This is a genomic window from Advenella mimigardefordensis DPN7, assembly GCF_000521505.1.
In the GTDB taxonomy this organism is placed as follows: domain Bacteria; phylum Pseudomonadota; class Gammaproteobacteria; order Burkholderiales; family Burkholderiaceae_B; genus Advenella; species Advenella mimigardefordensis.
Window position 1 is genome coordinate 2,317,309 of record NZ_CP003915.1, and the last position, 20,067, is coordinate 2,337,375.

A 20,067-nucleotide genomic window follows, 5' to 3' on the forward strand; every position below is an offset into this window, starting at 1 on the left:
TATTGCTTACAGGAGCGCGTTTTTAACGCGGATATCCCAGTGCCTGCAACGGGTGGATGCCAGTGCGCTTGATCTCTAGCAATAACTGAAAACCAAGGAGAATGAATGAAGCACTTGACGCTGAAAGGCGAAATCATCGCGCGCGACCTGCAGTTTCCGGAAGGGCCGGTAGCCATGCCCGACGGAAGCGTATTAATCGTTGAGATCGTAAGCGGTCGGTTGCTGCGAATTTATTCAGACCAGCGTCAGGAAATTGTCGCTCACCTCGGTGGTGGTCCGAACGGATTAGCCATCGGGCCTGACGGCTATTGCTATGTCTGTAATAACGGCGGATTCGAATGGCACACAGAGAACGGTTTTACCCGCCCTCTTGCCGCCGCTGCGGACTATAAAGGTGGATGTATTCAACGTGTTCATTTGGAAAGCGGACAAGTCGACGTACTTTATTCGCATTGTGATGGCAATCCCTTGCATGGTCCCAATGATATCGTATTCGACCAAATGGGCGGCTTCTGGTTTACGGACATGGGCAGGGCGTTTCATGATCGCATTGTGCGCGGCGCAGTCTACTACGCAAAGATTGACGGCAGCGAGATTCGCCAGGCTGCATTTCCTGTGCTTACGCCCAATGGCATTGGTCTGTCGCCTGATTTGAGCGTTCTCTATGTTGCCGAAACGGAAACCAGCCGCTTATGGTCCTATTCAATCCTGGAGCCAGGTATTTTGCAAAGAGAACCCTGGCCTTCACCCAATGGTGGTCGTCTGCTTCACGGGCTGCCCGGCTTTCAGCGCTTTGACTCGCTCGCGGTTGAAGACGATGGCAATATCTGCGTCGCTACATTGGTAAACGGTGGCATTAGCGTTTTTTCACCCGACGGTGAGTTGCTGGAGTTTCATCAAGCGCCGGAGAACTATTGCACCAATATCTGCTTTGGCGGGCCGCAGCTGCGTGATGCTTACATAACGCTGTCCGGTTATGGACAGTTGATGAAGGTCAGATGGCCACGCGGTGGCCTTGCTTTGCAAGCATAACAAGACACTATGCAGAATGAAAAATTACAAAGGAGACTATTTGAATGGATAGGATTATTACACTTGTCAGGCGTAGCGGATTGAAGCTGATTGCCGCAGTTGTCATCGCTTCCCCGAACATCGCCACTGCGGCCTACCCCGATAAACCCATCAGTGTCGCACTACCATTCGCACTGGGCGGGCCGGTTGACATTCTGATGCGTGCCGTACAGGAACCACTGCAAAAAGAGCTTGGCCAGCCTGTTGTCATCGTTCCCAAAGAAGGTGCATCGGGTATTGTTGCCACGCGCTACGTCGCAAGGGCGCCTGCAGATGGATACACCTTGCTGATCCAGACTAACGGTATGCTGATTACGCCTCAGATTAATAAGCAGGCAGGTTTTGATCCATTGCGCGATTTCGAACCCGTCGCATTGCTGGGAGTTCAGCCTATGGTACTGGTGACGCATCCTTCGTTGCCCGTAAAAACTGTGCAGGAGCTGATTTCCTACGCGAAGGCCCACCCCGGAGAAATCGATTTTGCTTCATCAGGTCCTGCCTCCAACGGTCGTCTTGCCACAGAAACGTTTATGAAACTGGCTGACATAAAAATGAACCACGTGCCCTATAAGGGTGTGGGCCAGATCACGCTGGCGTTGATGTCTGGTGAGGTGCAGCTCATGCTGTCGTCGGTCACGCCTCAGATCAGCCAGCAGATCAAAGAAGGTAAACTGAATTTGCTGGGCACCGCCTCGGCAGGAGAAAGCGCACTCATGCCTGGCGTAGAACCCATTTCCAATACTCTCAAAGGGTTTCAGGCGGAGGTCTGGTTTCTGATTGCAGCTCCGGCAGGCACACCACCAGATGTTGTCGACAAGCTGCAGAAGAGCATTACACATGTCTTGAATACGCCGCAAATGCAGGAGCGTTTCAAAGCTGCCAGCGCGACGGTAAAAACGGCGACGCCCGATGTTCTGAAGCATATGATGGCGGACGAGTATTCACGGATTGGCGAGATCGTTTCTGAAATCGGCGACATCAATAAGTAATTTTCCAAATAGTGACTATCAATTAACGGAGACAGCAATGCCGAATATTCGGGTGAATGATGCGAACATCTTTTATCACGATGATGATTACACGGATCCCTGGGATTCATCCGACGCAGTCATGCTGCAACATGGGCTTGGGCGTACCGGTAATATGTATTATGGCTGGGTACCCCATCTGAGCCGCCAGTTCCGGGTCATTCGACCCAATTTGCGGGGTGTGGGACCTGGTGCAGATCCCGGGCCAGACATTGAGTTTTCTCTTGACCAGATACTGTCAGACTTTGTGGGCGTGTTGGATAAGCTTGGTATTGAGAAAGTGCATTACGTGGGCGAGTCATTAGGCAGCATCCTGGGGGTGATATTTGCAGCGACCCATCCGCAACGCGTAAAAAGCCTGACTCTGGTCTCTTCTATCATACGGGTAAGGCCGGAAAAAACAGTGGCGATCAATTCGGTCGGCTATCCAACCTGGGCCGAAGCGCTGGACCAATTGGGGATGAAACAGTGGTGGCTTCGCTCCCGCGAAGTCACGAACCAGCTCACAGGCAATGCAGCCAAAGACGAGTGGTTTGCCGACGAATGTGGCAGCTGGCCGCTGCATGTGGCACAGGCGTTGCTGCGCTTTGCGAGTCAGGTTTCTGCTGAATCGCTATTGAGCAGTGTTAAGGCACCTACGTTGGTGCTATCGGCCGGCAACAGCCCCCATAGCGGTCAGGAAGAACAACAGTTTATTCTGGATAATATCGCGGGATCACGGCAAATTGTTTATCCGGAGGCCAAACATATCGACTGCTATTTGCAACCAGATCAATTTGCGCGTGATACATGTACCTTTTTACGCGAGGTAAGTGCTTCAGCGCAGTGTGAAGCTTTCTGACGGGTTCACTGTCGCTTCGGATACGGTTCGTACAGTGTTGAATATTGTAGTGGGTACGCCAGTCGTTATTGCGAGCTTGGCTACGTCCTGCAATTGCGCAAGTGTCAATTGTGACTGCCGGTCCGCTTGCAACATCTGCTTGCCGAGTGTTGGCAAAATACGTTCCGATGCTGCACTACGGCCGGAACTGATATTAATGACACGCGACAGCTCTTCGAGTCCAAGTCCAAATCGAAAACCAAGTGCCGTACCTTCATAGGTAACGGTCTCGCATAACGCTGTTACCGCATTATTCAATAGCGACGCAAGTTCCGCATTACCAGAAGCACCGCGATCCTCGAAACGGGAATCAACCACATCAGCGCCTGCACTGCCTGCTCGAAATTTTGTACCAGCGGCCGATTCCATAAATCCCACCATGTCTTCAAGCCTGGCTTGTCCGCCAAGCGTATTTGCGCCCATTTGCAATAAGTTCTGTACAGCATTGATTACTGGCGTAGACACACCAATAGTTATACCCAGCATCACGGCCTGATTAATGTCTTTGAGCATGAGCGATAAGGCAAAATCGGTAGAGGATCGCCCCTGCGCAATGGCCGGCAGCATGACCTCTGTTGTTGGATTGCGTGCAGTCCCGCTATTGAGCACTTCTATGATGCACTCCAGCGGCAGTCCAGCTTTCACACCCATGGCAGCAAGCTCCAGCGTTCCGAGCCTGCACGCGGCATTCATCGCGTTGTTGACCATTTTCATTGCCTGCCCATCACCAACATTGGCGCCGCAGCGAAACACTTTTTCGCTGATGGCGGTAAGTACCGGAAGTACGCGCTCGTATAGCACGTCCGATCCCCCAACCATGAGCGTGGCCTCCCCTTTCGAGACAACTTGCGGGTTGCCGGATACTGCCGCATCGATCATTGATACGCCTGCTAAAGCCAGTTTTTCCGCGATTTTCCGGGTACTTTCCGGGTGACCGCTAGTCTGGTCGATAATCAACTTACCCGCGCCCAGTCCTTTTGCCAGCCCTTGAGGCCCGAAAACAACCTGCCTCACATCTTCGCTGCGTGGCAGGCATAGCAGCACAATATCGCTATTTCTCGCGATCTCTTCGGGCGAAGCCATGATACTTGCTCCCCGATCGCGTAATCGCAACATGGCGGCATCATTGATGTCCCATGCGCATACCGGATAGACGCAAGACAATCGCCCTGCCAGTTCGCTGCCGAGTGCGCCCAGCCCTATATATCCTACTTTCATAGTCATACTTTTTCCATTCTTTATGATCGGCGATCCACCGTGTTGCTCAGCGGATCGCTTCTCTTTTATGCAATGCAGTCACATCGCGCGGCTAAGTTAAGGATGAAATTATTGTTTTTCTATCCCAAGCTCAGTCACTACTTTCTCGAAATACGATGCTTCCTGTTGCAGAAACTGATTGAATTCTATGGGTTGCATCAACATTGGTTCCGCACCATCCGAGCGAAAGCGTTCGCCCAATTCCTTGCTATCGAGAGCGTAATGTAACGCCTCGGAAAGCCGGCTCACCACATCCTGAGGTGTTCCCTTGGGTGCCAGCATCCCCGTCCACAGGTAATAACTGAAGTCTTTAATACCGCGCTCCTGAAGTGTCGGGACATCTGGCAGATTCGGTAATCGGACGGTGGAGGTAACAGCAAGCGCACGCAATGTACCGGATTTCACCTGAGGTGCACCGCTGCTATAGGCTTCAAAAATCGTATCGACTCGTCCCGCTATCACATCAGGAATGGCAGGGCCGTTACCGTTGTAGGGGATATGCAGTAGATCCAACCCGGCCTGCTTAATAAACAAAGCAGCACCGATTTGCGTAGTTGTGCCCACCCCTCCCGATGCATAACTCATTTTTCCGGGATTGGTACTTGCACGTTTAACAAAGTCCGCTAGCGTTTTGTACGGACCCGAACCGCTGGTCACCATGAGCAATGGTGACCTGAGGATAGGCCCGATGCCGGTGAAGTCGTTGATTTGATAGCCAGGATCACGTTTGACGGCTGGCAGGATAGTGACAGTGCCGGCAGTGGACAGCAAAGTATAGCCATCCGCCGGCGCATTTTTTATCGCCCTCGTTCCGATTAATGTCGCGCCGCCGGGTCTGTTTTCGACAATGACAGGCTGCCCGAGCTTCTCACTCATTTTTTCTGCAATCAGACGCGTCGACAGGTCGACCAGGCCTCCCGGACCGGTGTTTACGACGATTTTGACTGGTTTAACTGGAAAGGTGGTTGCGCTGGCTACTGGCGTAACCAAGCCAGCAAGGGCAAAACTGGCGAATACTGAATGTATTGATTTGTACAACATGCGATCTATCTCCGATGAGCATGCTTTCAGTGTCATGCTTGCTTATGGATGGACAACCGCCGGCTGCGACGCATAGCAACTAGCCGGCGGCAACAGCATTGCTTTTCGTCAGTCCCTGGGCAGTTGCAGGTCGGCAGCCACTTTCACCATATCGACGGCCTCGTTTTTATAGTAATCAGTGAAAAACGCTGGCGTTACGAATGTGGGATCGGATCCTTCCTCTATAAAACGCTTATTCAGTTCCTTAGACTCCAGCGCGTATTTGAGAGACTGGGATAGCCGGTTCACGACCTCGTTGGGCACGCCGGATGGCGCGAGCAAGCCGAGCCAAAGGGTATAGCTGAAATCTACGCCCTGCTCTTTCAGAGTCGGAACGTCCTTCAGCGATTCCATGCGTTTGTCCGAAGTGACAGCTAACGGTCGCAACTGGCCATTGCCGATGAACGGGGCACTGCTGATGTAGCCGTCAAATACCAGGTGCAACCGATTACCAATCACGTCCAGCAAAACGGGGCCATTACCCTTATAAGGCACACTGAGCATGTTCAGGCCTGTTTTGTGCAGAAAGGATGCCGCTGCCAGATGAATGGGGGTACTAACTCCGCCATGGCCATAGCTCAATTGCCCGGGGTTGGCTTTGACGCGAGCCATGAAATCCTGCAGCGTTCCTTCGGGCTGGGTTGTGCTGGTTTCGATGACCAGTGGCGAACGGGTCATAAAACCGATACCGGTAAAGTCTTTTGCGGGATCGTAACCAGGATTGATTTTTGTTTGCGGCAATAAGGTAAAGCCGTTGGCTTGTGAGAGTAAGGTGTAACCATCGGCCTTTGCTGTCTTAACGTATCGGGTGCCGATCAGTGAACCGGCGCCAGGCCTGTTGTCCACGATAATCGTTTGTCCAAGATCTTCACTCATTTTCTCTGCCACCAGGCGTGTAGTCAGATCGAGTGCGCCTCCGGGTGCTGCCGGCACAACAATGCGTATCGGTTTAGTCGGAAAATCTGTCGCCGCCTGAGCATTTGGCGATGTCAGCAGGAAAAACAGACTAAACGCTACTGCACTACTTACCATCCTCTTCATTGCGTGTCTCCTATAATATTTGTGTACCTGTTATGTCAGGCAAGCTTTATGGTTCATCAGCAGGATGTCGACAACGAGTGTCGTTCGCAGAACGTATACCACCCGTCACCGCAAAGAGGCCGCCCGGCTGTGTATCGGTTCAAGCAAGTTGCATGCCAATTTTTCTTGTCCAGCGTCGTTGCACTTAAGGAAATAACGAGAGGCTTAAAAGTGTGGTAACCGGACATGCTGAACTTCTTCTTGTGTCCTTTCTCGTCGTATGTGTCCTTTGCATATTCGCAATTGTCTGCTCAGAAAACAATATGATTAAACACTTCCTGGATATTGCTGAGGTCACTTCAATATACCTGTTCATTCATTTGTGGGCGAGCGTTACATAGGTGTGCATATCAATGTCAAACATTTAAGCGGAATGGGTATTTTGTCCTATTGAAACATTAGAAATACTGGCATAGAAATTGCTTAAGGAGGCGTACATAATGAGGCAGGTTAACCATTGTAAGAATTTGAACTAAATTAAACCGCCAAGTGATAAATCAGCAAATCTATGAAATGGAGGGTACTGAATATATGGGTTCTATTTCAGCATCAACTCGTGATTGGAAGCAGCCTGCACGCGACGTTTTTTTCATAGAGGGATGCTATGTGTCGGATAAAGAGTGTGAGGTTATGCAGGGAGCGATGTTTGTAGAGCATCTGTACTGTCCTGATGAAAAAAAACCTCAAGTCCCAAAATTATATTCATCCATGGCGGCAGTCAAACTGCGGTCAATTGGCTCAACACTCCTGACGGACGGCCTGGCTGGGCCGAATACTTTGTGAATTGTGGTTTTGATGTCTATTTGGTAGATCAACCGCAACGAGGTCGCTCAGCCTGGCATCCTGCCCATGATAATCAACTGCGCAATACATCCGTGCAACGGGTGGAAAAAATGTTTACCGCTCCAGAGCAATTTTGCTTATGGCCACAAGCAAAGCATCATAGTCAATGGCCTGGTAAAGGAAGAAAAGGTGATCCAGTATTTGATCAGTTTTATGCTAGTCAAGTTGAATCCGTAGCGTCTGATGCTATCACCGAAAGGAATCTCCAACAGAGTGTGGCTAAATTACTGGACAAAATCGGACCTGCTATCCTGGTCACGCATTCCCAATCTGGATCGGCCGGATGGGCTATAGCCGATATCAGATCTCTAAAGGTACAGGCAATTATTGCTATTGAACCAGCCTGCCCACCAATAATGGAACATGAGGTTTTTGGTGGCAAGATGCACTTGAGGTGGGGAGTTACCCATAACGCAATCGAATATAGTCCACCCCTTAAGAATGCAACGGAGCTAAAGCTTATTCAGGAAATCGAGAGCCAAGGCGACGATTTGTCACACTGTTGGCTACAGGTGCAACCGGCACATCAACTCCCTAATCTTGCAAATATTCCTGTACTGGTGCTGGTGTCAGAGGCAAGCTACCACGCTGCATATGATCATTGTACTGTGCAGTGGCTCCGCCAGGCTGGTGTCAATGTCGATTTTATCCGGTTGAAAGACCTTAATATTCGAGGAAACGGACACATGATGATGTTGGAGAAAAATAATATAGAAATTGCAGGCGTAGTAATTAAATGGCTTGAAACTCATGTAATTTAATTTACTATCTGGAGAAGATAAATGTGTAAAAATTGGACTCGCCGCCGCACCATTCTGGCTGCAATTAGTGGGATGGTTGCTATGAATATGAGCTCCGCTCAGAAATTCCCTGATCGACCTATATCGATAATTCTGCCCTATAGCCCTGGCGGTGCGTCGGATTTGTTGGCCCGTATCGTAGCTGTTTCTCTAGGAAATGAGCTTGGACAGCCAGTTGTTGTTAATAACAAGCCCGGAGCGGGCGGTGATATCGGCACACTCGCTGCGGCCTCCGCACACAAAGATGGATATACACTCCTCTCGGTGACAAATGCGCAAATAATAAATCCTTTGATTTCAGACAGCCCAAAATATGATCTCTTAAGGGAATTCTCCCCTTTGGCTCATGTTTTCGATATTCCGCAAGTTTTAGTTGTTCCTGGTTCGGAATCGTCAAAATCAATAGAAGAATTAATAGAAAAATTAAAATCTCAAAAAGACGGAGTACTGTTCGGCTCTGGGGGGCCTGGTACCTTAGGTCATATGGTTGGTCAGCTATTTGCTCGCAATGCGGGAATGGACGCGGTTCATGTCCCGTACAAAGGAGATGGTCCCGGATTAACGGATCTAATAGGCGGCCGTCTTCATTATTACTTCACCACCCTGCCCGCTGCAGCTGCTTATATTGAAGCAAAGCGATTGCGAGCTTTAGGAATTTCGGGTAGTAAACGTGATCCTGCTTTTCCAAAGGTACCTACATTCTCGGAGTTAGATATTTTTAACGATTTCGATCCAACACTTTTTGTTGGCTATATGGTGCCTAAAGGAACGTCTGAGTCATTGTGTGAAACGCTTGCCACAGCAATTTTACAAGTATCTTCTCAACCCGAACTACGGCGACAATTGGGGAGTTTGGGGGCCAGTGTAGAAAATATGGGTGGCCCTCGCGTTTTATTTAATAGAATCGAGCGAGAAAAAACTATTTGGAGCGAGCTTCTAAAAGCAGGGGTACAGGGGTAGTCTGTCGTGTACGATGTTGACTATGTTGTCAGAGGAAAATGGCGGAAATTTTCCTCTGACAACATCCCGCGCTTGAAAATTGAAATCGTGTATAAAACACTAAGAAAAACAAGACGTCAATATATCAACGAAAAATAATTTAAACCGGCAATGTCATGGATTTTGCCAGCTTCTGCCACACAGAAATTTGTTTCTCCGTGAATTCACGAAAGCTTGCGGGCGAAGATCGCATCGGTTCTGTGTATAAAGTATCGCGTATCTTTGCTGCAAAGGCGACCGAGGTTGCCGCTTTATTCATCGCTGCATTTAATTGGTTTTGCGTAGCAGCAGATATGCCGGCGGGCCCTACCAAGCTAATGAAGGTATAAGGATCCAGCACATCTAAATTGTTGAATCCAGATTCGCGTAGAGTGGGTACATCCGGCAAGTACGGTAATCTGCTGGCTGTACATACAGCAAGCGCCTTAATTTTTCCAGATTTGATCGCTTGAGTCGTGTTGAGCGTTGTCATAATGGACATGTCAATAGCCCCGCCCATCACCTCACGAATCACCTCAGCATCGGCCTTGTAGGGAATATGGGTGATTTTCACACCTGTAGCATGAAGGAAAGCCTCTCCGGCGAAGTGACCAGAGGTGCCGACACCAGCAGACGCATAATTTAATTGACCAGGATTAGCCGCGGCGTATGTCACCAAATCATTTAGTGTGTTTACAGGGAGTTTCTGATTACAGAAAATGACTCCGGGATTTTTGGCTGCTAACCCGATGTAACTAAAGTCCTTGAGCGGGTCATAGATCAGGTCTTTCTTTATTGCCGGGTTCTGCACGAGTGAGCTTCCTGTTGCAGCATACAGTGTATAGCCATCTGGTGGCGAATTCAGTAATGTCCTTATGGCATTTATCTGGTTGCCACCAGGTTTGTTGTCAACAATAACGGAGACATTTAATTGCTCCGACATTAACTGTCCATACGATCTCGCAATCACATCTGTGGTACCGCCAGGACCAAAGCCAACTATAATGCGTATTGGGCGGGACGGAAATGTTTGTGCACGAAGCGGCCGCATGAAGAGCGCTGCGGAGCTGATTAAAAGTGCCCTTCTGGATAATTTTAGGTTTTGCATATTGTCTCTTAATATTTATATGTTCTAGGGTAATCTACACAAGAATCCTGAATCAGGTGTCAGTGAAGTACTTTTCTAACCAAAGGTACCTTTCAACAACGACGGACGTTAGTCCATGTTGTAAAAACGACGAGCCGTGCCACTGAATATCATTTTCTTTTCATATTCGGAGCATCCCGCCGTCACTCTTTTAAACGTATTCCACAGAGTGCCGTATGGTACACCCGCTTTTTCTACCGGAAAATTAGACGAAGCCATACATCGATTTGCGCCAAACAATTCTATGCAGGGTTCAATATATGGGCGCCACAATTCAGCCAATTGAACAGAATCTGGCGGTTTTTTTTCTTGAGTGAAGTCAAAGTTACCCAAACACATCAGCAACCCCCCCAGCTTTACTGATACATTGGGACATTGCGCCAGATCGCGCATGCTGGACAGCCATGCAGCGCGAACTTCGCTTCGCCTACTCTCGTAAGTTGCATAACCGAGTGGGCTTCCCAAATGATTAACTACAATCCTGGTATTTGGATGAGCTCTGGCAAGAGTGGCAACATCTTGAATTTGCGGATGAAAGACGCTTGCATCGAAACTTAAACCCATAGCAGTCAACATCTCCAAACCTATGGCAAAGGATGGGTCCAGATATAACCCAGGCCTTGCATTGGGTAACGAACCTTTTATAGTACGATCCGCATCCCACTTGGCGCCCTGACGAATACCTCGAAAGCGACCGTTGGCTACGGACATGTGAGCTTCGATAGTTTCCCTCAATTTTTCTCCAGAAGTGAGATCTGCAAAACCGACAATTGCATCGGCTACCCTGCAGGAAGTGTATATACCACTGGCTGCGATTGCGGCCATACCGGACGCGAATTCAGTTTCTCCCACGCTTTTTATATGTTCCGGCCCGCGACTCCTATACATGGAACGACACTCAATGAAGACTGTCGAATCAATCTTGTGCCCGCATGTTGCCACATCTTCAGCAAATTCCTTTACAAAATACGTATAGCCCGTTTTGTGTTCCCACAAGTGCATATGTGAGTCGATAATTGAAAGTTCGGGCTCAAGTACTGGTTCAGATTCTGCTCTACAGAGCCATCCCGGGTTGGGCGCTCGTGTTGCTGCAAAGACTGAGTTGCTACTAGTATTGTTCATAGGAATACCTAAAATTATTTATTCTGAAATGCCCATGGTTTTGTCTGTGATTCGAAGCCTAAGTAGCTGCGCTTCTTGCGAGAATATGTTCAATAAAACTCTGTTAATAAGTAAGATCTTTTACAGAGTTTTATTGAGATATTGACAAGCCAGGCAGTGCTAAATAGCATCAAACGAATACCACTGACAGACCGCCAGTTTAAGAATGCGGCGTAACTTCAACACCAGTAAAACTTTCGTAGATTTTCACCACTGCCACCCCGTCTTCCTGGCCATAGCCTGACGCTCGAGCCATTTGAAATACCTGTTGCGCCGCCGGAACCATAAACATAGGCATTTTTAATGATTTTGCAAACTGAGTTTGAAGCTCCAGGTCCTTGTAAGTGATCTCCATGCGTACACCGTCGAAATTTCGCGCGATAACGCGAGGAGCACAGTACTGAAAAGCAGCACTGTTGCCTGTAGAATCACTGACGATCTCATAAATCCGTTTAGGATCAAGTCCAGCCTTTGCACCCAGGGCCAGTGCCTCCGCGATAAGAACACGATTGGCCTGGAATAGCATGTTGTTAATTAGCTTCATTGCTGTTCCACTACCACAAGCTCCTACATGAATAATTTTGGAGGTAATCGACTCGAGAGCGAATCGAGCGCGCTCCAGCGCCAGCGAGCTTCCTCCAACCAAGGCTTTCAATGTTCCATCTTCTGCACCTTTGGGTAGCCCTGTGACTGGGGCGTCAATTAAGGCAATCCCTTTTTCCGATAGTCGCTTCTCCATCTCTTGCAATTTTTGAGGATTGACTGTACTCATGCATATGATGACATCACCTGAAACTGCCCCATGTACCAGTCCGTTTTTTCCCCAAATGACGGATTCTACCTGCTCAGTTGTTTCCACCATTAGCATTACAATACGCGCGTGCTCCGCTACATCAAGCGGGCTGCTCGCAAGCATCCCTCCCGCCTCAACGATTCGCTTCGCTTTTTTGCTGTCAATATCAAAAACAAAAACTTGATGGCCAGCTTTGACGAGATTCATCGCCATTGGCTCCCCCATCTGGCCCAGACCGATGAATCCAATGATTGGTGTGTTGATTTGATTATTCATTATATTTCTCCATATAAAAAGCATGTTCCAGGCAGAACTAGCCGCTCGCTCAATACCGTTTCGCCTGCATTCGTTCTACAAACGACCAACCTTCCCTATCTCACTAAATCAAAGTTAATCACCCTTTCCTCCATTATCATTTCTAAATGCCATTCAATACATACAGTCAAAATAAATGCCATTTTTTACCGACTGTTCCTCTTTGGTAGTTCGTTACGTTATGGTCCCGTTCTTCCAGCTTTGTTGTAGTGACTAGAACGGCTTATACCCTGGTCTCTTATATATGCTGGTCAGCTTGCCCAGAATTTCGGGTTTGTAAACTTTCTCGGTCCAGTCTCCGGATGGAACATCTTCTATCGCAACTGAAATGGAAGAATCGTCAGCGCCAAGGGTGCTTGCTAGCGCTTCAGAAATTGAATCGGCTAGCTCTTGCTTTTGTTGCTCTGAGCGACCAGCAAGAAGCTTGATATTGATATGAGGCATGATCGCCCTCCTGTTGACTGCGCCTGCGTTCAAATTCACCGCCGCAGTCTATGTAAATACGCCTTTAGTAGGCTTGACTGGTAGGCCGGAATAACACTTCGTTGATGTCCACTTCATCCGGTTGGCTGATAGCAAACGCGACTACACGAGCAAACGACTCTGCTGGAATGGCCTGTTCATATGTCTTGCGCATGTTTGCAGCGATGGTAGTGTCTGTAATCGTGTTGATCAGTTCCGTTGCGACAGCACCTGGTGAAATGATCGTCGTGCGGATGTTGTACGGTTTTATCTCTTGCCGCAGCCCTTCTGAAAGCGCTCTGACGGCATGTTTTGTAGCTGCATATACCGTTCCGCCCGGCCCTACTTTATGACCAGCAACAGAGGATACATTGATGATGTGCCCTGACTTTTGTGCCTTCATGACAGGCAGCACGGCTGCGATACCATAAAGTACACCTTTAATATTCACGTCAATCATGCGATCCCACTCGTCGATATGAAGATTTTCCAGCATTGAGCTGGGCATAAGACCTGCATTGTTGATCAGGACGTCAACGCGGCCATACTCCTTTACGGTTTGCGCTACCAGATTCTCAACCTGCTTTCGGTCAGTCACATCCGTGGGAACGATCACACTTTCGTTTAGTTCGAGTTCCTTTGCCAGCGCCTGAAGCCGGTCAGTCCGGCGAGCGGCAAGCATCAGCTTTGCACCTTTTTTTGCTAACATACGCGCTGTGGCTTCACCCAGGCCACTGCTGGCACCTGTGATGATAACTACTTTATCTTTGATATTTTCTGTCATGTTTGAAAACTCCTGGTTAACTGGCACAGTACGGGGTGCACAGCCGCTCTATCACTAGGCCGAGACGAATGCTCTTTCAGCGTATGGTGTAACCGCCGTCAACACTTAATGCATGCCCAATAACAAAACTAGCCCCTGGACTGCATAGCCAAAGTACCGCCGATGCGATTTCTTCTGGTCGCCCGAGGCGTGCGATAGGCTGATCTTTCATGAGAAGATCCATCGCATCGGGTTCCGTGTCCAGCATATGACGCACCATTGGTGTTTCGATAATTCCGGGGCAAACTGCATTGATTCGGATGCCTCTTGCTGCATACTCAAGCGCCGCGCTTTTAGTCAGCCCCAGCACCCCGTGCTTAGATGCGTGATAGGCACCTCGCCCGGCAATGCCGACCAATCCGCCCATGGACGAACAGTTCACAATAGCACCGCTACCCTGTTGCCGCATTTGCAGCAACTCATATTTCATGCAATTCCACACACCGCGCAGATTAACCGCCTGGACCCGATCAAACTCGTCGCCATCTGCGTCCGCAGTGTCTGCTACCGGGCTTTGAACGCCTGCATTGTTATATGCGGCATCCAGACGGCCGAATGTCTTGATCGTCAGCTCAACCATTGCTTTTACCTGCATTTCATCTGCAACATCACAAGTCACGGCAAGCGCACGGAACCCAGCCGCATTAAGCTGATCTACAGCAGCAATCAACTTTTCTTTATCGTTTGCTGCCAACACGACCGAGGCCCCTGCTTCGGCAAAGGCCTTGGCAGTTGCAAATCCTATTCCTGCGCTGGCACCGGTAACTAGTGCAACCTTGCCGTCAAAAAAACTGTTCATTTGCATCTCCGCTCATATTGATAATTGTTAAATTAGAGCGCGCCTGCTTTCAATCGTAAATAGGCAAAAAATGCTAGCAGTAATGAAATTAATTCATGAGTAAGCCGTTTCAGGGCACACACTACCCGGCAATACAGTCATCACAATGGAAGACTATCGCAATGGTGAACTCTTTCGCTACGTTGTAATGGAAAAACGCGATGGTTGGGGTGATCGCTATGAAGAGTCTATTCGTAACGGTGATTGGGAGTTTCAGTCGTTTCGCCCGGACCGTTCAATCAATCGGTCTGTAAATGTAGCGCGTTGTATGGGCCGCCACAAGAACAAAGCGACCACGTCTTCACGCTAGATCTCATGCGTACCGCTACGCTGAGTCAGACACAGTCCTTGTTATCCGGTTCCGCAGAGCTCTCGCTGGCTCATCATGACATGTTCGATCCGGATATCGTCGCGCTGTTGACCCGGAATCTCGGTCTGAACGGCAGTAATGACAATTGAGAACGACCTAGGTGACCGGATATCACAAATAACTAATAGCGTAATTCTTCAATCAAGAGCTTCATCGCTTGGGAAGGCTGTCTTCTGCTTGGGTAATACAGATGGTATCCAGGCCACAGAGGACACCAGTCCTCCAGAATGCGCACGAGATTCCCTTTTGCTATATGACTTTCTGTCATCGCTTCCGGCACATAGGCCAGCCCAACTCCTTCTAAAGCGCCGTCAAGCACTTCATAAATGCCGTTGACAACCAGCTGTCCATCAACACGAACCGTGAACTCGCTGCCACCCTTTTTCTTAAATTCCCATGCATACAAGCCCCCATGCGTCGGTAGGCGCAGATTTACACAACGATGATGCACGAGGTCGTACGGCGTTTTTGGCGGAGGATTATTGGCAAAATATTCAGGCGTTGCAACGACTGCGAATCGCACGTCTGGCCCAATCCGCACAGCAATCATGTCCTGCGCTAACGATTCTCCGAAGCGGACACCAGCATCATAACGGTCTGCTGCTATGTCGTTCAAGCCGTAGTCGCAGATGAGCTCAATCTTGATATCCGGGTATTGAGCAAGGAACGTCATCAGTTTTGGCCACAAGATTGTCTTGATTGCATAGTCTGTCGCCGTGATGCGAACAGTGCCGATAGGCTTATCCCGAAATTCGCTTAATGCCTGAACCTGTGTATCAATCTCCGTCATCTGATTGACGATATTCTGAAACAGATGCTCGCCAGCTTCTGTTGGAGAAACGTTACGAGTCGTGCGCGTTAACAATCGGATTCCAACGTTGGTTTCCAATGTGCGGATGCTGTGACTAAGGGCTGATTGAGAGATGCCCAATTTTGCTGCAGCGCGCGTAAAATTTCCTTCGCGAACGACAGTCACGAATGCGAGCAAACCGCTGTAATTATCACGGGGCATTCATGATTCTCCTTCATAGGTGCTTGCAGATTTTATCATCTTAACGAAGTATTCAATTTTTGCAATAATAATGAGTCAGCAGTCGTTCGGTATGAAGTTGGCGTGAGTACCGTTTTGGACTAAAGCGCGATTAAAACGACAAGCCAGTCGTTTCTAACACACTTGAAATCCAACACTGTAATTTTAAAAAATTTTCTTAACCGCTGTTTAACATACTCAAATCTATCGGGAACCTATATGCGCCCAAAAATAATATGCCACATGATCGGTTCCATCGATGGCCGACTTTTATCCAATCGGTGGACCCCGTTACCTGAAGGTACAGATACTGGCACTGTACTGAAAGTCTACGAAGAGGCTGCCAAAAGACTGGGTGGCCAGGGCTGGATTGTAGGCCGTAAGACGATGGCAGATATGGTCCGCGGAGAAAAGCAGCCTCAAAATGTGACTGGAACATTGACACAGCGCGTACCGTACATCGGTAAGCGACAGGGGCGCGCGCTTGCCGTTGCGGTTGACCCGAGTGGGAAACTTCACTATGGCACGGATCATCTAGGTTCTGAACATGTTGTTGCGATACTGAGTGAACATGTCTCGGACGATTACCTGGCGCAATTACGCAAAGATGGCGTGTCCTATTTATTCGCCGGCGCCGATGGGCGCAATCTCAATCTGGCAATGCAAACAATGGCCAGTACATTTGGCGTTGAAACAATCTTACTGGAAGGCGGTGGCGCGACCAATGGAGCTTTTCTGAAAGCTGACTTGATTGACGAGATCAGTCTGCTCGTCTATCCCGGGATTGATGGTTTAGCGGGCGTTCCCAGTATATTTCAATATTACGGTAATCAGGGCGACGAAAGACCGGCAGCCGGTCGTTCCTTGCGTCTGCTATCAGTCGAAACCTTGTCCGCCGGGATTGTGTGGTTACGTTACACGATAGACCATAGTGGCCGGAGTCAATAGCCTCCAGCCACACGTGTCTGGACATGTGCTATTTCAGATCGGCAAGAATCATATCCGCGCACTTCTCCCCGATCATCATGCACGGGACGCTGGTATTGCCCGAGATAATTGTCGGCATTACAGATGCATCTGCAATACGCAACCCTTCAATACCGTGAACTTTCAGGCGTTCATCTACCACCGCCATGGGATCTTTACCCATCTTGCATGAACCGACCATATGTTGCGTCGACTGTCCTGTTTCCCGGATGTATGACAGAATGTCTTCGTCGGACTTGATCGCAGCGCCGGGCGCCAGTTCGGTGGCAATCGCTTCACGCATCGGACTGCTAGCGGCGATATCCCGGGCACGTCTTACGGCTGCGATCGCTGTTTTTCGGTCGTAGTCCGTATCAAGAAATCGATATTTAACAACGGGCGGATCAAACGGCGCTGCAGATCGAATATGCACACTGCCCGTGCTTTCAGTTCGCTGTACATGGCTGTACATGAAGAACCCTTCCGTCTTTGACATGCGCCGCCCTTTTCCTGCGAGCAATTCAATAATATAGGGACTGACGACCATCATGACGTCCGGCTCCTTGACCTGATCGCTTGAACGGGCAAAAACACGCACTGATCCATGCCCTTGTGAGATCATGCCCTTACGCAGAAAGACCCACTTCAGTACTTCCAACCCCAGCCGCCAGCCACGCCCCTTTTTCGCGAGGGAAATACCCGGCCGATTGAATTTCCATTTCATGAGCGCGGCATAATGATCCCGTAGATTCTCGCCTACGCCACGCAGCTCGTGTACCGGCTCGATCCCATGCTTGCGCAAAATGTCGGGATTACCAATACCTGATAATTCCAGCAACTTAGGCGTATTTGCCGTACCAGCGCAGACAATGACTTCACGGCGGGCACGGATTTCGCGGCGTTGACCTTTCTGCATGATACGTACGCCTACGCAGCGCTTGCCTTCCAGTATGAGCGAGGTGGCTTCGGTACCCTTCATGATCGTGAGGTTTTTCCTGTTCCGAGCCGGCCGCAGATAGGATGTGGCCGTACTCTGGCGAGCGCCATTGCGTGCCGTCAACTGGGCCATCGCAGCGCCCTCCTGCATTGCTCCGCTATAGTCTTCGTTGTACGGAATATCCGCCGATTTCGCGGCTGCGAAGAACAGGTCATAAAACGGACACAGTTTGCGCGTTTGCGTTACCGAAATCGGCCCGTTACGGCCTCGGAATTCATCGGATCCCAACTTGGTATTTTCGATTTTTTTGAAATACGGCAAGACTTCACTATAGCTCCAGCCGGTACAACCGAGACGACTCCAGGTATCGTAGTCCAGCTTCTGTCCCCGGTTATACACAATGGCGTTGATTGAACTGCTGCCGCCCAGCATTTTTCCACGCGGTACCGCCAGGGAACGATTCCCATAGCTGGGATCGGGTTCAGACTCGTAGCGCCAGTCCACGGCCGGGTTATCAACCAGATATTGCAGCGCCAGCGGTGGTCGCGTAAAGATATAAGATGCGCCTTTTGTTCCGGCTTCAATGCACAAAACCTGGTACTTCCCGTTCTCACTCAATCGACTGGCCACAACGCCGCCGCCGGATCCGGAGCCGACCACGATAAAGTCGAAAGTCTCCTGATCCGCCTTGTTTTTATTTGACATACTCATCTTAATTCCCGTTGATATACACGCTCTTTTCGTAAAGGAATCCGTCTATATGCTGGGCACCGCCCTTCATGCCGTATCCACTCTGCTTGCATCCGCTGAAACCCACGGCGGGATCGGCCAGGCCATAGCAATTAATCCAGATTTTGCCGGCCTGGATGCCGTTCATGGCCGCCATCATGGTGCCGACATTGGTCGTCCAGACCGCTCCGCCCAATCCATAGATGGTGTCATTGGCCAATCTGAGCGCGTCGTCTACTGTATCGAAGGGGATGACTGATGCTACCGGTCCGAATATTTCCTCTCTGGCGATGCGCATATCGTTATGCACGTCGCTGAAAACTGTAGGCTGCACAAAATACCCTTCAGCCAGTTCAGCCCCGAGCCGTGTTCCTCCGGTTACCAGGCTGGCGCCCTCTTCCTGTCCGATTGTCATATATTCCATGACCCTCTCCAGTTGCCTGCCTGATATCAGAGGGCCGAGCTGCGACGCAGGGTCAAAGGGGTCGCCCACTTTAATGCCGCGGGTAAACGCAGCCAGCTTTTCCACAAATTCGTCGTAAATGCCACGCTGTACAAATATACGTGTACCGGCGGAACAGATTTGCCCGGAATTGTTATATACGCCCATTGCGGCGCCAGGCACTGCTTTTTCCAGATCGGCATCTGCAAAAACAATATCGGGGGACTTGCCGCCCAGTTCCAGCTGAATACGCTTCATATTGCCAGCGGACGCCTTGATGATCTCTCTGCCGGTCATGGTGGATCCGGTAAAGCAAATGCGATCCACGTCCATATGTTCAGCAAGGGCAGCCCCCGCTTCTGCACCCAGACCCGTCACCACATTCACAACACCAGGAGGCACGCCTGCTTCCACAAGTAATTCTGCTGTTCTTAATGTAGTCAAAGAGGCATCCTCAGCTGTCTTAATGACAGTTGTGCATCCAGTAGCTAACGTCCCGCCGATGGTCCACCACATACTGATTAACGGTGCATTCCATGGAATAATGCTGCCAATGACGCCCACAGGTGCCTTCAGGGTCAGCGTGGTAAAGTCTCCCTTCAGCGAATTGGGGATCGTTGTCCCTGACCAGTTCATTGCCTGGCTCGCAAAGTACTTAATTGTCTGGAACAGACTGTTTTTCATGGCGCGGGTGCGACTAATCGGCGCACCCATATCCATGGACTCGATCGTGGCCAACTCATCGAAATGCTGATCCAGCACATCGCATACGCGCAACATCAGCGTATAGCGTTCGAAAGGGGTAAAGCGGCTCCATGGTCCCTGAAAGGCCCGCCGGGCCGCCTGGACAGCCAGGTCTACGTCTTCGCGACTGCCTTTGGCCAGTGTCGCCAGCACCTTTCCGGTGGCCGGGTTGTAAGTGTCGATCGTTTCGCCAGACAGCGCAGGCCTCCACTTGCCATCGATAAAATGCTGTTTTTGTTGACTGGATAGAAACTGCATCTGCGCAGTCGTTGAATTTTCGGTCATATTGTTTG

Annotated in this window: 21 protein-coding genes; 9 read left to right on the top strand and 12 right to left on the bottom strand. The window is 49.7% G+C overall.

Annotation, left to right across the window (positions count from 1 at the left end; genetic code table 11):
- Positions 1 to 105 precede the first annotated feature (105 nt).
- Genes MIM_RS10680 through MIM_RS22110 form a run of 3 tightly spaced genes read left to right on the top strand, consistent with a single transcriptional unit; the run spans position 106 to position 2,940 of the window.
- The gene (locus MIM_RS10680; protein WP_025372750.1) at positions 106 to 1,032 is read left to right on the top strand and encodes an SMP-30/gluconolactonase/LRE family protein; all 927 of its coding nucleotides are present in this window, start codon (positions 106 to 108) and stop codon (positions 1,030 to 1,032) included.
- 44 nt (positions 1,033 to 1,076) lie between these two features.
- On the top strand, positions 1,077 to 2,060 hold the full coding sequence (locus MIM_RS10685) for a Bug family tripartite tricarboxylate transporter substrate binding protein (protein ID WP_025372751.1): 984 nt from the start codon (positions 1,077 to 1,079) through the stop codon (positions 2,058 to 2,060).
- 37 nt (positions 2,061 to 2,097) lie between these two features.
- Positions 2,098 to 2,940, top strand: a complete 843-nt coding sequence (locus tag MIM_RS22110) for an alpha/beta fold hydrolase (RefSeq protein WP_025372752.1) — start codon at positions 2,098 to 2,100, stop codon at positions 2,938 to 2,940.
- Here MIM_RS22110 and MIM_RS10695 read toward each other — a convergent pair.
- From MIM_RS10695 to MIM_RS10705, 3 genes are all read right to left on the bottom strand, one after another.
- Positions 2,917 to 4,203, bottom strand: coding sequence for an NAD(P)-binding domain-containing protein (locus tag MIM_RS10695; protein ID WP_158318724.1), 1,287 nt, complete (start codon positions 4,201 to 4,203; stop codon positions 2,917 to 2,919). The genes MIM_RS22110 and MIM_RS10695 overlap by 24 nt on opposite strands.
- A gap of 102 nt (positions 4,204 to 4,305) precedes the next feature.
- Positions 4,306 to 5,313: a Bug family tripartite tricarboxylate transporter substrate binding protein gene (locus tag MIM_RS10700; RefSeq protein WP_144084627.1), complete on the bottom strand. Its 1,008-nt coding sequence runs from the start codon at positions 5,311 to 5,313 to the stop codon at positions 4,306 to 4,308.
- Between the two features lie 72 nt (positions 5,314 to 5,385).
- Positions 5,386 to 6,357, bottom strand: a complete 972-nt coding sequence (locus tag MIM_RS10705; protein ID WP_025372755.1) for a Bug family tripartite tricarboxylate transporter substrate binding protein — start codon at positions 6,355 to 6,357, stop codon at positions 5,386 to 5,388.
- A 552-nt stretch (positions 6,358 to 6,909) separates the two neighbouring features.
- Between MIM_RS10705 and MIM_RS22115 the strand changes: the two genes are divergently transcribed.
- The 3 genes from MIM_RS22115 to MIM_RS10715 are packed head-to-tail and all read left to right on the top strand — an operon-like array spanning position 6,910 to position 8,999.
- Positions 6,910 to 7,179, top strand: coding sequence for a hypothetical protein (locus MIM_RS22115; RefSeq protein ID WP_052342301.1), 270 nt, complete (start codon positions 6,910 to 6,912; stop codon positions 7,177 to 7,179).
- Entirely contained in the window at positions 7,101 to 8,000 is a 900-nt protein-coding gene (locus tag MIM_RS10710; protein ID WP_245592871.1) for an alpha/beta hydrolase, read from the top strand. Before MIM_RS22115 ends, MIM_RS10710 begins: the two co-directional genes overlap by 79 nt.
- Positions 8,001 to 8,021: 21 nt before the next feature.
- Entirely contained in the window at positions 8,022 to 8,999 is a 978-nt protein-coding gene (locus MIM_RS10715; protein WP_025372756.1) for a Bug family tripartite tricarboxylate transporter substrate binding protein, read from the top strand.
- Between the two features lie 139 nt (positions 9,000 to 9,138).
- On the opposite strand, the gene MIM_RS10720 is transcribed toward MIM_RS10715, so the two are convergent.
- From MIM_RS10720 to MIM_RS10745, 6 genes are all read right to left on the bottom strand, one after another.
- Complete coding sequence (locus MIM_RS10720) at positions 9,139 to 10,125, bottom strand: Bug family tripartite tricarboxylate transporter substrate binding protein (protein WP_025372757.1); 987 nt, start codon at positions 10,123 to 10,125, stop codon at positions 9,139 to 9,141.
- 108 nt (positions 10,126 to 10,233) lie between these two features.
- Entirely contained in the window at positions 10,234 to 11,286 is a 1,053-nt protein-coding gene (locus MIM_RS10725) for an amidohydrolase family protein (RefSeq protein WP_025372758.1), read from the bottom strand.
- A gap of 199 nt (positions 11,287 to 11,485) precedes the next feature.
- Positions 11,486 to 12,394 (bottom strand): NAD(P)-dependent oxidoreductase, encoded by a 909-nt coding sequence (locus MIM_RS10730; protein ID WP_025372759.1) that lies wholly within the window; start codon positions 12,392 to 12,394, stop codon positions 11,486 to 11,488.
- A gap of 252 nt (positions 12,395 to 12,646) precedes the next feature.
- The gene (locus MIM_RS10735; RefSeq protein ID WP_025372760.1) at positions 12,647 to 12,877 is read right to left on the bottom strand and encodes a tautomerase family protein; all 231 of its coding nucleotides are present in this window, start codon (positions 12,875 to 12,877) and stop codon (positions 12,647 to 12,649) included.
- Between the two features lie 64 nt (positions 12,878 to 12,941).
- The gene (locus MIM_RS10740) at positions 12,942 to 13,679 is read right to left on the bottom strand and encodes an SDR family oxidoreductase (protein WP_025372761.1); all 738 of its coding nucleotides are present in this window, start codon (positions 13,677 to 13,679) and stop codon (positions 12,942 to 12,944) included.
- 76 nt (positions 13,680 to 13,755) lie between these two features.
- Positions 13,756 to 14,517, bottom strand: a complete 762-nt coding sequence (locus tag MIM_RS10745) for a glucose 1-dehydrogenase (protein WP_025372762.1) — start codon at positions 14,515 to 14,517, stop codon at positions 13,756 to 13,758.
- 145 nt (positions 14,518 to 14,662) lie between these two features.
- Here MIM_RS10745 and MIM_RS22890 point away from each other — a divergent pair, with 145 nt between their 5' ends.
- A complete protein-coding gene (locus tag MIM_RS22890; protein ID WP_144084628.1) occupies positions 14,663 to 14,866 on the top strand; it encodes a hypothetical protein in 204 nt (67 codons plus the stop codon).
- 5 nt (positions 14,867 to 14,871) lie between these two features.
- A complete protein-coding gene (locus MIM_RS23210) occupies positions 14,872 to 15,015 on the top strand; it encodes a hypothetical protein (protein WP_158318725.1) in 144 nt (47 codons plus the stop codon).
- Positions 15,016 to 15,047: 32 nt separating this feature from the next.
- On the opposite strand, the gene MIM_RS10750 is transcribed toward MIM_RS23210, so the two are convergent.
- Positions 15,048 to 15,938, bottom strand: a complete 891-nt coding sequence (locus MIM_RS10750; RefSeq protein WP_025372763.1) for a LysR family transcriptional regulator — start codon at positions 15,936 to 15,938, stop codon at positions 15,048 to 15,050.
- 237 nt (positions 15,939 to 16,175) lie between these two features.
- Between MIM_RS10750 and MIM_RS10755 the strand changes: the two genes are divergently transcribed.
- On the top strand, positions 16,176 to 16,904 hold the full coding sequence (locus tag MIM_RS10755; RefSeq protein WP_025372764.1) for a dihydrofolate reductase family protein: 729 nt from the start codon (positions 16,176 to 16,178) through the stop codon (positions 16,902 to 16,904).
- Between the two features lie 28 nt (positions 16,905 to 16,932).
- Here the strand turns inward: MIM_RS10755 and MIM_RS10760 are convergent, their stop codons facing one another.
- Both MIM_RS10760 and MIM_RS10765 read right to left on the bottom strand, forming a co-directional pair.
- Entirely contained in the window at positions 16,933 to 18,570 is a 1,638-nt protein-coding gene (locus MIM_RS10760; protein WP_025372765.1) for a GMC family oxidoreductase, read from the bottom strand.
- A 1-nt stretch (position 18,571) separates the two neighbouring features.
- Complete coding sequence (locus tag MIM_RS10765; RefSeq protein WP_025372766.1) at positions 18,572 to 20,059, bottom strand: aldehyde dehydrogenase family protein; 1,488 nt, start codon at positions 20,057 to 20,059, stop codon at positions 18,572 to 18,574.
- Positions 20,060 to 20,067: the final 8 nt, after the last annotated feature.